This is a genomic window from Bartonella sp. MR63HLJHH, from assembly GCF_042194155.1.
In the GTDB taxonomy this organism is placed as follows: Bacteria; Pseudomonadota; Alphaproteobacteria; order Rhizobiales; family Rhizobiaceae; genus Bartonella; species Bartonella grahamii.
Window position 1 is genome coordinate 81489 of the sequence record NZ_JBHIMN010000005.1, and the last position, 13266, is coordinate 94754.

The 13266-nt window shown below is 39.7% G+C and carries 10 protein-coding genes; 9 read left to right on the forward strand and 1 reads right to left on the reverse strand.

The window, feature by feature from the left end; all coding sequences use genetic code 11:
• Positions 1 to 89: 89 nt before the first annotated feature.
• The 6 genes from rimP to truB all read left to right on the forward strand — a co-directional run bounded on the left by rimP (position 90) and on the right by truB (position 7068).
• Complete coding sequence (rimP, locus tag ACFIKQ_RS04600) at positions 90 to 740, forward strand: ribosome maturation factor RimP (RefSeq protein ID WP_375656072.1); 651 nt, start codon at positions 90 to 92, stop codon at positions 738 to 740.
• 47 nt (positions 741 to 787) lie between these two features.
• Complete coding sequence (gene nusA, locus ACFIKQ_RS04605; protein WP_375625637.1) at positions 788 to 2419, forward strand: transcription termination factor NusA; 1632 nt, start codon at positions 788 to 790, stop codon at positions 2417 to 2419.
• Entirely contained in the window at positions 2420 to 3055 is a 636-nt protein-coding gene (locus ACFIKQ_RS04610) for an RNA-binding protein (protein WP_375635989.1), read from the forward strand. It begins immediately after the preceding gene.
• Positions 3052 to 5571, forward strand: a complete 2520-nt coding sequence (infB, locus tag ACFIKQ_RS04615) for a translation initiation factor IF-2 (RefSeq protein ID WP_375635990.1) — start codon at positions 3052 to 3054, stop codon at positions 5569 to 5571. Before ACFIKQ_RS04610 ends, infB begins: the two co-directional genes overlap by 4 nt.
• A gap of 122 nt (positions 5572 to 5693) precedes the next feature.
• Positions 5694 to 6101 (forward strand): 30S ribosome-binding factor RbfA, encoded by a 408-nt coding sequence (gene rbfA, locus ACFIKQ_RS04620; RefSeq protein ID WP_375635991.1) that lies wholly within the window; start codon positions 5694 to 5696, stop codon positions 6099 to 6101.
• Between the two features lie 4 nt (positions 6102 to 6105).
• Positions 6106 to 7068 carry a tRNA pseudouridine(55) synthase TruB gene (gene truB / locus ACFIKQ_RS04625; RefSeq protein ID WP_375656054.1) on the forward strand — a complete coding sequence of 321 codons (963 nt, stop codon included), beginning with the start codon at positions 6106 to 6108 and terminating at the stop codon, positions 7066 to 7068.
• A gap of 468 nt (positions 7069 to 7536) precedes the next feature.
• Here the strand turns inward: truB and ACFIKQ_RS04630 are convergent, their stop codons facing one another.
• Positions 7537 to 9165, reverse strand: coding sequence for an MFS transporter (locus ACFIKQ_RS04630; protein ID WP_375635993.1), 1629 nt, complete (start codon positions 9163 to 9165; stop codon positions 7537 to 7539).
• 312 nt (positions 9166 to 9477) lie between these two features.
• Here ACFIKQ_RS04630 and rpsO point away from each other — a divergent pair, with 312 nt between their 5' ends.
• The 3 genes from rpsO to ACFIKQ_RS04645 all read left to right on the forward strand — a co-directional run bounded on the left by rpsO (position 9478) and on the right by ACFIKQ_RS04645 (position 13262).
• Positions 9478 to 9747, forward strand: a complete 270-nt coding sequence (gene rpsO, locus ACFIKQ_RS04635; RefSeq protein WP_005774142.1) for a 30S ribosomal protein S15 — start codon at positions 9478 to 9480, stop codon at positions 9745 to 9747.
• A 251-nt stretch (positions 9748 to 9998) separates the two neighbouring features.
• On the forward strand, positions 9999 to 12194 hold the full coding sequence (gene pnp / locus ACFIKQ_RS04640) for a polyribonucleotide nucleotidyltransferase (protein WP_375656055.1): 2196 nt from the start codon (positions 9999 to 10001) through the stop codon (positions 12192 to 12194).
• A 72-nt stretch (positions 12195 to 12266) separates the two neighbouring features.
• On the forward strand, positions 12267 to 13262 hold the full coding sequence (locus ACFIKQ_RS04645) for a class I SAM-dependent methyltransferase (RefSeq protein ID WP_375656056.1): 996 nt from the start codon (positions 12267 to 12269) through the stop codon (positions 13260 to 13262).
• The last annotated feature ends 4 nt before the right edge of the window (positions 13263 to 13266 follow it).

The window sequence follows — 13266 nt, forward strand, 5'->3', positions numbered from 1 at the left end:
TTGAATTTAAGAGTATCAATAGCTAAATTCTTGGTCTTATGATGAAGGGTGGGCCGTTGGACCCGCTCTTTTTTAATATCATAAAACTGATGAAAACAACTTGGATAAAATGTATGAACGAAGCTGAAAAAATAAGCAATCTTGACGAACCACGCCTGTTTGAAGAAGATGGTATCGAAGCACAGGTTGCTGCTCTTGTCATACCACTACTTAAACCTTTAGGTTTTCGTTTGGTTCGTGTGAAACTTCTTGGTCAAAATGGTTTAACACTTCAAATTATGGTTGAACGTGCCGATGGTTCTATGACCGTAGAAGACTGTGAAACTGTTAGTCGAACTGTTTCCCCCCTCCTTGATGTACAAAATGTTATTGAACACAAATATCATTTAGAAATCTCATCACCTGGAATTGATCGTCCATTGGTAAGAAAATCTGACTTTTTTCATTGGCAAGGGCATCTTGCAAAAATTGAAACCAAAATAACAATTGATGGACGCCGAAAATTTCGCGGGACATTTACAAATATCACGCAAGATGGATTTATTTTAAACACTGATAAAGCTGCTTATGGAGAAGCCATGTATACCCCTATTTCCTTTTGTGATATCATAAATGCGCATTTAGTGCTTACCGATGAGCTTATTCGCGATGCATTGAAAAAAAATAAAGAGTTAAGTCAACAATTCATTGCTGAAGAGAAAGCTAACGACTCTATACAGACGCTCAATTTCAAAAAATAATATCACTGGGAAATACCCATCGTGTGGCACAAAGAAGGAGAAAATTGATGGCTACAAGCGCTAACAGGCTTGAGATTCTGCAAATTGCAGATGCTGTTGCACGTGAAAAGTCAATCGACCGTGAAATTGTCATTTCTGCGATGGCTGATGCTATTCAAAAAGCAGCACGTTCTCGTTATGGTCAAGAAACAAATATCCGTGCTGAAATCAATTCTAAAACAGGTGAAATTAAATTACAGCGCCTGCTTAAAATCGTTGATGTCGTTGAAGACTACACAACGGAAATTACTTTGTCTGATGCTCTTAAACATCAAGCAGAAGCAAAAATTGGTGATTTTTTTGCTGATCTTTTACCTCCTATGGATTTTGGACGTATCGCAGCACAATCTGCTAAACAGGTTATTGTACAAAAAGTACGCGACGCAGAACGTGATCAGCAATATGAAGAATTCAAAAATAAAGTTGGTGAAATTATTTCTGGTACAGTTAAGCGTGTGGAATATGGTAATGTTATCGTTGATCTCGGGCGTGGTGAAGCTATTGTGCGCCGTGATGAATTAATTCCTCGTGAATCATTCCGCTATGGAGATCGTATTCGTGCTTTTGTCAATGATGTACACCGTGAAACGCGTGGTCCGCAAATTTTCCTTTCACGCACACATCCCCAATTTATGGTAAAACTTTTCACTATGGAAGTGCCAGAAATTTATGATGGTATTATAGAAATCAAATCTGTTGCTCGTGATCCAGGTTCACGGGCTAAAATCGCCGTTGTTTCACGCGATGGTTCCATTGATCCTGTTGGAGCATGCGTTGGAATGCGAGGAAGTCGCGTACAAGCTGTTGTTGCTGAATTACAAGGCGAAAAAATTGATATTATTCCTTGGTCGCCTGATGCGGCAACATTTGTCGTTAATGCACTGCAACCTGCTGAAGTTTCTAAAATCATCCTTGATGAAGATGCTGAACGGATTGAAGTTATTGTGCCAGATGATCAACTTAGCCTTGCTATTGGACGACGTGGACAAAATGTTCGCTTGGCTTCGCAACTAACAGGATGGAACATTGATATTTTAACGGAAAAGGAAGAATCTGAAAATCGTCAAAAAGAATTTACTGAACGGAGTAAATTGTTTATGGAAGCCTTAGAGGTTGACGAAATGATCGGGCAGGTTATGGCATCAGAGGGTTTTTCTTCTATTGAAGAAATCGCCTATATTGATCTTGAAGAAATCGCTTCTATTGATGGTTTTGACCATGATACCGCCGCTGAAATCCAAAGTCGTGCCCGCGAATATCTTGATCATCAAGAAAAAGAACTTGATGAAAAACGCAAAAAACTCGGAGTTTCTGACGAATTGCGAACACTTCCTGGAATGACAAGTGCTATGTTGGTTGCTGTAGGTGAGGATGGTGTAAAAACAATAGAAGACTTTGCTGGCTATGCCGTTGATGATTTAGCTGGTTGGAGAGAACGCAAAGAAGGTCAAACACAGAATTTTTCTGGTATTTTAACCCCTTTTGACATTACACGCGCGGATGCAGAAGCTATGGTTTTAGCCGCACGTGTACAAGCAGGCTGGATAGACCAAGCTGATCTTGTTACAGAAAATCCTGTAGAAGATGAAAATTCTGCAGAAAATGAAAAAACAGATGATTTGGATGTGGATACACTTTAAATGAATGAACGGACTTGCATTGTGACTAGAAAAAATGCTTCAGCACAAACGCTGATCCGTTTTGTTATTGGTCCCAATAACCAAATTGTTCCTGATCTTAAAGCGAATTTACCAGGGCGTGGCGTTTGGATTTCTGCCCATCATGCTGTTATTGAGAAAGCAATCAAACAGAAAGCTTTTCATAGAAACTTTAAAACAGATGTTGAGGTTGCACCAAATCTTGTGCATGTTGTTGATACGCTTTTACTAAAAGCTGCTCTTTCAAGCCTTTCTATGGCACGAAAAGCGGGAGCAATTGTTATGGGAGCAACAAAGGTTGATGCTGCTATCCGCTCTGGTAAAGTTATTCTTGTACTTCATGCTAAAGAAACAACAGAAGATGGGAAACGAAAAATTGCACAGGCCATCCATTCAATACAACAACAAACAAATCGGACTATAAAAATCATATCTTTATTTACAAGTGATGAAATGCGAGTGGCTTTTGGCTCTAATCCTGTAATGCACGCGGCCTTATTGGACACAAAAGCTGCTGAGGGATTTCTCAAAACGACATATAAATTGATCAGCTATCGTGACGACAAGCATAGTAAGCCTAGTGAGATGACGGCACAAGCCGTGAAGGAAATACAATGAGTGAAAATAACAACGACAAAACAACAGTCAAGAAGACACTAACTCTCAAGCGGTCTGTCTTGGAAACGAGCACGGTCAAACAAAATTTTAGCCATGGCCGTACGAAGGCTGTCGTTGTCGAAACCAAACGGCGTAAAATTACGCGACCTGATGAAAAAGCTGAAACCCCACAGCCCATTACAAAGCCGCATGTGGCCGCCCAGCGCTCTAAGCCGCGTTTTGAGGGAAAAAAGCCTCAAGAATCTATGACCAAAAGCAATCTTTCATCAACTGAAATGGAAGCGAGACTTCGCGCATTAGAAGAAGCACATATCCAAGAAAGAATAACGCGAGAACAAGCCGAAGAAGAAGCAAGACGCGCTAAAGAGCGTGAAGAAATTTTACAGCAAGAAATTAAAGAAAAAGAAATACATCTCCAACAAGAAGAAGAAATATCGCCAGTACAGGCTCCACCTGTTCCTCCTCTCATTGAACAGACAGATATTCCTATTGCGCCTAAAAACACAACTGTGGTTGAAAAACGCAAAATAGATGAAAATAAAGAGGAAGAACGGCATAGTCGGCGTGCTAATCCTGCTAAATCAGAAATACGTGTACCAAAAGTTGTCAAAGGAGCTGATGAGCGGCGACGCGGAAAGCTAACTCTGAATAGTGCACTGGACGAAGAAGGAAGCGCACGTGGACGCTCAATGGCTGCAATGCGGCGTAGACAGGAAAAGTTTAAGCGTGCACAAAATCAAGAACCAAGAGAAAAAATTTCTCGCGAAGTTGTTCTTCCTGAAACGATTACCATTCAAGAGCTCGCACAACGTATGACTGAGCGTTCTGTTGATGTGATTAAATTCTTGATGAAACAAGGACAAATGATGAAACCTGGCGATGTTATTGATGCAGATGTTGCCGAACTCATCGCTGTTGAATTTGGCCATACTGTTAAACGTGTTTTAGAATCTGACGTAGAGGAAGGTATCTTTAATATAACAGATAATCCTCAAAACATGCAGCAGCGCCCTCCTGTTGTAACCATTATGGGCCATGTTGACCACGGAAAAACTTCTCTTTTGGATGCTATTCGTAAAGCAAATGTTGTTTCTGGCGAAGCGGGAGGTATTACGCAGCATATTGGTGCCTATCAAGTAGAACAAAACGGTCAAAAAATTACCTTTATTGATACACCAGGACATGCTGCATTTACGGCTATGCGCGCACGTGGAGCTCGTGTTACCGATATTGCTGTTCTCGTTGTAGCCGCTGATGATAGTGTTATGCCCCAAACGATTGAATCAATCAATCATGCGAAAGCCGCTGGTGTACCTATCATTGTTGCTATCAACAAAATTGATAAACCAGCTGCGAATGCACAAAAAGTGCGTACAGAACTTTTACAACATGAAGTGTTTGTTGAAACTATGGGCGGAGAAACTTTGGACGTTGAAGTTTCTGCTAAAACTGGTCAAAATCTTGATAAACTTCTCGAAGCTATCCTTCTTCAAGCTGAAATGCTTGATCTGAAAGCAGATTCTCAACGAACTGCAGAGGGCGTTATCATTGAAGCCAAATTGGATCGCGGACGTGGATCTGTTGCAACAGTTCTTGTTCAAAAAGGTACATTACACCCTTCTGATATTATAGTTGCCGGAAATGAATGGGGTCGTGTGCGTGCTTTGATTGATGACCATGGCCGCCATGTCAAAGAAGCCGTTCCCTCTACACCGATTGAAATTTTAGGCATGCAAGGAACGCCACAAGCTGGAGACCGTTTTGCTGTTGTCACACATGAAGCAAAAGCGCGTGAAATTTCTGAATACCGTCAACGATTAGCACGTGATAAAGCTGTTGCGCGGCAAACTGGTTCGCGTGGTTCTCTTGAGCAGATGATGACAAAATTGCAAACGACTGGTGTTAAGGAATTTTCTCTTATTATAAAAGGGGATGTGCAAGGATCAATTGAAGCAATCGCTTCAGCATTGGAAAAACTCGGAAATGATGAGGTTCGTGCGCGTATTGTACATTCTGGTGCTGGAGGAATTACCGAAAGTGATATTTCTCTTGCGGAAGCTTCTAACTCTGCTGTAATTGGTTTTAATGTTCGAGCCAATAAGCAAGCACGTGATTTTGCTAAAACACAAGGAATTGAAATTCGTTATTACAACATCATTTATGATCTTGTTGACGATATCAAGGCTGCCATGTCTGGATTACTCTCACCAGAACAGCGTGAAACTTTCCTTGGTAATGCTGAAATTCTAGAAGTCTTTAACATTACAAAAATTGGAAAAGTTGCAGGATGTCGTGTTACAGAAGGTAAAATAGAACGAGGAGCCGGTGTTCGCCTTATCCGCGATAATATCGTTATTCACGAAGGAAAGCTGAAAACACTCAAGCGCTTTAAGGATGAAGTCAATGAAGTGCAAAGTGGTCAAGAATGTGGAATAGCCTTTGAAAATTATGAAGACATGCGCGCAGGAGACATCATTGAGATCTTCCGTATCGAACATATTAATCGCACATTATAAAATAATCCAATAACTTTACTCTGTTGTAAAATGAAGAAAGTTATTAGGTTTTATACACAATATCTCTTTTCCCTTATCTAAATGGTCAAAAAAAGAGATCTTGTAGCAAGGATAAAACTTTGATGAAAAATGCAAGGCCATCACAACGGCAACTTAGAGTAGCAGAGCAAGTACGTCATGCAATAGCGCATATATTACAGCGTGATATTTTGCTTGATGATATCTTGAAAGATATTGTTATTTCTGTCTCTGAAGTACGTATGTCACCAGATTTAAAAATTGCTACTTGCTTTGTATCACCTCTCAGCACTCTTAAAAATGCTTCTCATACCGATGTTGTTGATACCCTCAATAAACATAGTCGTTTTCTCCGTGGAGAAATCAGTCATGCGTTGCGACAAATGAAATATATGCCTGAACTGCGTTTCCGACTTGATAATAGTTTTGATAATTTTTCAAAAATTGATGCTCTCCTTCGCTCGCCTGAGGTTGCACGCGATCTTCACCATAGTGATAAAGATGAGGATTAAAGATATGGCACGGCAACACAAAAAAAAAGGGCGTCCTGTTTCTGGCTGGGTCATATTTGATAAACCAAAAGGAATGAAATCAACAGAAGCTGTCTCACAAATCAAATGGCTCTTTCATGCACAAAAGGCAGGACATGCAGGAACACTTGATCCTCTTGCTTCTGGTCTTCTTCCCATTGCATTGGGCGAAGCAACCAAAACCGTCCCTTACGTGATGCAAGGCAAAAAAACTTACCGTTTTCATATCGCTTGGGGAGAAGAGCGTTCAACAGATGATCTAGAGGGCGAAATAACGAAAACTTCTCTCAAACGTCCAACACAAGAAGAAATACTTGCTCTTCTTCCTCAATATACAGGTATTATTTTGCAAACGCCTCCGCAATTTTCAGCAATAAAAATTGCCGGAAATCGTGCCTATGATTTAGCGCGTGAAGGGGAAGTTGTTGAAATTCCGCCCCGTGAAGTGGAAATAGAAACTTTCAAATTATTAGAAATGCCTACTAAAAAGCACTCTGTCTTTGAAATAACCTGCGGAAAAGGAACTTATGTGCGCTCTTTAGCACGCGATATGGGACGTGATCTAGGTTGCTATGGGCATATTGCTGATTTAAGGCGTATTTCCGTCGCACCTTTTGATGAAGAAGATCTCATTACATGGGACGAACTAAAAGCGGCCGTTCCGCCAAATAAAAACACTACAGATGAAAATAATCGTTCTTTTGAAAAAAACTTCACAACACTCGATGAGCTCTTAATTGAAACAAGCGCTGCATTGGATTGCCTCCCTCACTATATCCTTAATGAAACTCAAGCACAGAGAATTATAAAGGGGCATTCTATCCTCTTAAGTCATCACAAAGTACCTCTTAACGAAGATGAGATTTTTGTCCTCTACAAAGAACAACTTCTTGCCATTGGCACCCTCGACAAAAGTTTATTTAAACCGAAGCGGATTTTCACAATTTAATCGATTCTTTTCCTCACCTACCTTTTGCGGAAAGATATTTTTCTCTATCAATTAAGAAAAATATGGTACTTTCCATTGTCTATATTTACCGTATTCATATCAAAATTTAAGTCAGTGCTATAAACTAACACCACCACACACTTTTTCCTCTTAATGTCGCAACAATCCTTGCGTTTGAAAGGATTCATAAGAGGCTTTTTATTTCTTATTCAATCGTTTTTTACTCACACTTTAACCCTCATTTGTAATGTGCAAGCGAAGATTTGGACTGATTTACTCTAAATAGATTTGAAACGAGAAAAGCTTAAGATTTTTAGGACTATCACTCAACATGAAAAACGACAAATAATCATTATAAATCAATTTATTAACCATTTAAACAGCAATTTTTTGTTATGATTATGCTAACAAATCGATCGAAATAATATTAACTAACGTATTTAATATTTTACAAAAACTGTTTTAACCCTAAGGGAGATGATCAGAGGAGGCTTTTAAAAGCATCTCATTGGCTTGGGGTATTGTTTGGCGTTCAATCATACGATGCACTCTTATGCCGTTAGGAGCACAATTTAAATGACGCAAACGCTTATTGACTTCTGCATCCGCTTTTGTACGACGATGATTATGGCGTAAATAATCCACCCATGTTGGCATATGATAAGCCTCTGTCCAATATTCAGGTCTTTCAAGATCTCGTAAAAGGACCCACTGACGCGCACCATCACGTAACCGGATATGGCGTCGACGCGTCATCACTTTGAGAAACTCTTCGAGATCATTTTCATGAATTTGATAATCAATCATTATCATGATCGGACCACTTCTTGCTTTGAGGTCGAGTAATAGTTCCGGCTCTCTAAAATGATCAAGAGGATTTAAATCTATCTGAGGAATTTCTTGAATTCTAAATTTTACCCCCGCAAGAGCACCAAAAATCAAGAATAGAGAACAGATACTCAAAGCAATTGTTGGAGAATAACCATCAGCTAAGCCTCCCCAGATTGCACTTCCAATAGCCATCCCCCCATAAGACGCCGTTTGATAAAGTGCTAAAGAACGTGCAACAACCCAGCGTGGTGTAGAGAGTTGTACAGATGTATTAAACAATGATAATGCCAAAACCCAACATAAACCTGCAGGAAATAAAGCGATATGGCTTATAATTAGTGAACGGCTGATTCCCAATAAAAAGCAAGAAAAGGCGAAACCAATAAATGCACTTGCAATAATTGTTTCTGAACGAAAATGATGCCGTACAACTGCATTAATAATACCTGCTATCATGGCTCCTAACCCAAAACAACCGAGCAATGTACCATAAAGAAGGGCACTTCCTCCAAGAACTTTATGCGCAACAATTGGCAAAAGTGCTAAAATAGAAATAGCTCCTATACCAAAAAGGAACGCTCGAACCATAATACTCAGGAGATTAGGTGACATCGCAACATAACGCAAACCATCTGAGACAGCTCCTAACAGCCTTTCTCGTGGCAATGAGTTTTTTTTATAATTCGACTTCCAGAAAAATAACGCACCGATAAGAGGAATATAGCTTATAGCATTAAACAAAAAAGCAGCAGATGCCCCCAAAGTTGCAATGATGGCACCGCCAATAGCAGGACCAACACTCCGCATCAAATTAAAGCCTACACTATTCAAACTAACAGCAGCAGGAATATTTTCCCTGCTCACAATATCTCCTATCGTTGCTTGCCAAGAAGGATTATAAAAAGCTGTACCACATCCAATCAAAAACGTAAAACATAACAAAAGCCAAGGTGTTAGAAATCCCATATAGGCTAAAACAGATAAACTCATGGATATGACCATCATCATAATCTGCGCACACAACATAATTTGACGCCGATTAAAATTATCCGCTAATGCCCCTGCCATCAAAGAAAACATAACAAGTGGTAATGTTGTGGCACTTTGAACAAGCCCCACCATGGAATGCGAAGAACTGATCAACGCCATTAACCACCCTGCTCCAACAGCCTGTATCAGCCCCCCTAAATTAGAAATAAGAGTAGATGACCATAAATTTCGAAATACCGAATTACGAAAAAGTTTTAATGTTGAAATGCTCTGCATCTTTTTCCTCCAAATCGGTATTTATCATCTTTGTTACCACACACGCTCATAATCTTTGTATCAAAAGGATGCATAATTCTTAAAAAAACTTCTCATAAAACTCTATTTAAATCAATATTTCAAAACAAAAGCTTTTATTTAAAGAAAGACTTCAAAATGCTGTCAAGGACTAGTATTTTAACCTTCTTTCCTATATAAGGACGAAAATAGGTAAGAGTCTTCGACTCTTCTTGTTTCCTCACAGACCCTTGCTGAACGACATCTCGGCTATGGGTGACTTTATGTTTCTTCGTTTTTGGAAAGGATAATACGATGTCGATTACAGCTGAACGTAAACAAGCTCTTGTCGCAGAATACGCAAATAAAGTTGGTGATACAGGATCACCGGAAGTACAGATTGCTGTACTTTCTGAACGTATTTCTAATTTAACAAACCACTTTAAATCTCACAAAAAGGATAATCATTCTCGTCGTGGTCTTTTGAAGATGGTGTCTCAACGCCGGCGCCTTCTTGATTATCTTAAAGGAGTTGACCAAAATCGTTATCAGACACTTATCAAGAAGTTAGGTTTGCGTCGCTAAAAGAAAAATGGTGGTGGTGTTAAAAAAAACCGCCCATTTTTTCAACGTATTGCTTTTAATTAAAAAATTTAAAAACTGACAAGTTATTATGGGATAGGACTGCTCATCATTTTGCATTTAAGGCAGTTTACTTCTCTCTTCTCGTAACAAAGATAAAAAGTATGTTGTCCACCCCAGAGCTTGGAAATATGCTACGCAAAACCAGAATGTGAGCAATCAAAGATTTAAACACTGGTCATTAAGGATAAAAAATGTTCAAAACGCACAAGATAGAAATTGAATGGGCTGGGCGTCCTCTCACCCTTGAAACAGGGAAAATAGCACGTCAAGCTGATGGTGCAGTGATTGCTACCTATGGAGAAACTATTGTCTTAGCAACCGTTGTATCAGCCAAAAGTCCAAAACCAGACCAGGATTTTTTTCCACTCACTGTTAATTATCAAGAAAAATCCTATGCTGTTGGTAGAATACCTGGGGGCTATTTAAAACGTGAAAGTCGACCAAGTGAAAATGAAACTTTGGTTTCACGTTTGATTGATCGCCCAATTCGTCCCCTTTTCGTTGAGGGATATAAAAATGATACGCAAGTGATTGTTTCCGTTATACAGCATGATCTCGAAAATAATCCCGATATCCTTGCGATGATTGCATCTTCTGCTGCATTGACCCTGTCAGGTGTTCCTTTCATAGGGCCTATAGCTGGTGCCCGCGTTGGCTATTGTAATGGACAATATGTTCTCAATCCTCATATCGATGAAATGCCTGAATCAAAACTTGATCTTGTTGTTGCTGGAACAGAAAGTGCTGTTTTGATGGTTGAATCAGAAGCACAAGAATTACCGGAAGATATCATGTTGGGTGCTGTGATGTTTGGTCACAAAGGCCTTCAACCTGTCCTTGATGCCATTATAAAGCTTGCTGAAGTTGCTGCAAAAGATCCTCGTGATTTTGTTCCTGAAGATCTTTCTGAACTTGAAAAAGCAATGCAGAAAATGGCAGAACAGGATATACGAAAGGCTTACACAATTACTGATAAGCAAGAACGTTATGCTGCAATTGATGCACTAAAGACAGAAATCCTCAATAAATTTATGCCCGAAACAGAAGAAGACTGTAAGTTTAGTGCAGATCAAATTGCAACCGTATTTAAACAGTTGCAAGCAAAGATTGTTCGCGGGAATATTCTTGATACCCAAAAGCGGATTGATGGACGCAATCTTTCTACCGTGCGCCCTATCCAATCAGAAGTAAGTATTTTACCCCGCACACATGGATCAGCACTCTTTACCCGCGGAGAAACACAAGCTATTGTCGTTGCAACACTAGGAACTGGTGAAGATGAACAATATGTTGATTCCTTAACGGGAATGTATAAGGAAACATTCCTTCTCCATTACAATTTCCCACCATTTTCAGTGGGTGAAACGGGACGCCTTGGTTCTCCTGGTCGTCGTGAAATTGGACATGGCAAATTGGCATGGCGAGCAATTCACCCCATGTTGCCAACGAAAGAATCTTTTCCTTATACTATTCGTGCTGTCTCAGAAATCACTGAATCCAATGGATCTTCTTCTATGGCAACGGTTTGTGGGACCTCACTTGCTCTCATGGATGCCGGCGTTCCTTTAGCACGCCCTGTTGCTGGTATTGCTATGGGCTTGATTAAAGAAGGAGAACGCTTTGCTGTTCTATCTGATATTTTAGGGGATGAAGATCATCTTGGAGATATGGACTTTAAAGTCGCAGGAACAGAAAATGGTATTACTGCCTTGCAAATGGATATCAAAATTGATGGTATTACCGAAGAGATTATGAAAATCGCGCTTGAACAAGCCAAAGGTGGACGAATCCATATCCTCAATGAGATGGCAAAAGCTTTAACCAGTGCACGTGCTGAGCTGAGTGAATTTTCTCCACGAATCGAAGTTATGAATATTTCTGTCGATAAAATCCGTGATGTTATCGGCTCTGGTGGTAAAGTTATTCGGGAAATCGTGGAACAAACTGGAGCAAAAATTAATATTGAAGATGATGGTACCATTAAAATTGCTTCTGCTGATGCTAAAACCATTGAAGCAGCAAAACACTGGATCCATTCTATTGTCGATGAGCCTGAAGTTGGTGCTATCTACCAAGGAACAGTTGTAAAAACTGCAGAATTTGGTGCATTTATAAACTTCTTTGGTTCTCGTGATGGACTCGTTCATATCTCTCAGCTTGCATCAGAACGCGTCACCAAAACAACCGATATTGTGAAGGAAGGTGACAAAGTTTGGGTTAAATTAATGGGCTTTGATGAGCGTGGAAAAGTTCGGTTATCAATGAAGGTTGTTGATCAAAAAACCGGAAAGGAAATCACCGGTGATAAAGTGATGAATGAAGAAAAGTGCGTGGATGAAAAAAAACAACCTGAAAATAAGCACCGCCGCAAGAAAAAAGAAGAGTAAGTTTTTCCTCTTATCGTATCATGAAATGCCATCCCAACATTGGAGTGGCATTTTTCTTTGAAAGAGTCATATGTGTTATTATTTTTGCCTTTTGAAAATCATGAACTCCCGTATCCTAATCCAAACCAATGTTGGTTAAGTTTCGGTTTAACAGAAATCCCAGCTCCAGAATGGGCACAGAATTTAAAAGTTATTACGCCTTGGCGACCAGATTTTTTAAAATTTGTCGATACTCAATTTCACTGCTCTCCTCAAATAGATAAAACCTTCAGCTATGATGGTGCATTTTTACATTTGAGCAAATATCGTGGTTTTAACCAAAATTGTTTTCTTGATTTATTAGAATGCGTTAAACCCAATGGATGGATTGTAATCAGTGGGAATAAAACTGCTGGTGCTGCTTCAATGATGAAGTGGGTCAAAACAATTGTTCCCATCACCAACAAATTGTCTAAAAATCACGGTCTTGTATTTTGGTTGCAAGTTCCTCAACAAATTGAGAGACATAACATTGCACAATTGCGCTCACCACCGCTCACTTTTGGTAAATTTCAAACCACTTCTGGTATGTTCTCACACGGACGTATTGATCCAGGATCCGCTGCACTTGCTTCTTATATGCCCAAAGTTATTTCTGGAAAAACGGCTGATTTTGGTGCTGGATGGGGCTATCTTTCTCACGTTGCGCTTGAAAGAAGTGAAAAACTCACCGCTCTCGACCTTTATGAAGCAGACTACAACGCTTTGAGAGCGGCAAAACAGCACCTTAAATCCATAACAGCTCCTTTTTCAATTCATTTTTATTGGCACGACCTTGTGCATGAACCTATCACAAATCTGTATGACACAATCATTTCAAACCCACCGTTTCACACGCAACAAACGACAGATATTTCATTAGGAAAAAATTTTATTATAAATGCTGCAAAGTGCCTAAAACCAAGCGGCAGCCTGCTTTTTGTTGCAAACCGCCACCTGCCTTATGAAACATTATTAAAAAATATTTTCCGCACAGTGTTGATACATGAACAAGCCCATGGTTTCAAAATTATCGAAGTGCGCAGATAAAGAA

Bases quoted from the DNA above. Each gene is read 5' to 3' on its own strand.
- rimP (WP_375656072.1), top strand. From the start codon at position 90: ATGAAAACAACTTGGATAAAATGTATGAACGAAGCTGAAAAAATAAGC.
- nusA (WP_375625637.1), top strand. From the start codon at position 788: ATGGCTACAAGCGCTAACAGGCTTGAGATTCTGCAAATTGCAGATGCT.
- ACFIKQ_RS04610 (WP_375635989.1), top strand. From the start codon at position 2,420: ATGAATGAACGGACTTGCATTGTGACTAGAAAAAATGCTTCAGCACAA.
- infB (WP_375635990.1), top strand. From the start codon at position 3,052: ATGAGTGAAAATAACAACGACAAAACAACAGTCAAGAAGACACTAACT.
- rbfA (WP_375635991.1), top strand. From the start codon at position 5,694: ATGAAAAATGCAAGGCCATCACAACGGCAACTTAGAGTAGCAGAGCAA.
- truB (WP_375656054.1), top strand. From the start codon at position 6,106: ATGGCACGGCAACACAAAAAAAAAGGGCGTCCTGTTTCTGGCTGGGTC.
- ACFIKQ_RS04630 (WP_375635993.1), bottom strand. From the start codon at position 9,165: ATGCAGAGCATTTCAACATTAAAACTTTTTCGTAATTCGGTATTTCGA.
- rpsO (WP_005774142.1), top strand. From the start codon at position 9,478: ATGTCGATTACAGCTGAACGTAAACAAGCTCTTGTCGCAGAATACGCA.
- pnp (WP_375656055.1), top strand. From the start codon at position 9,999: ATGTTCAAAACGCACAAGATAGAAATTGAATGGGCTGGGCGTCCTCTC.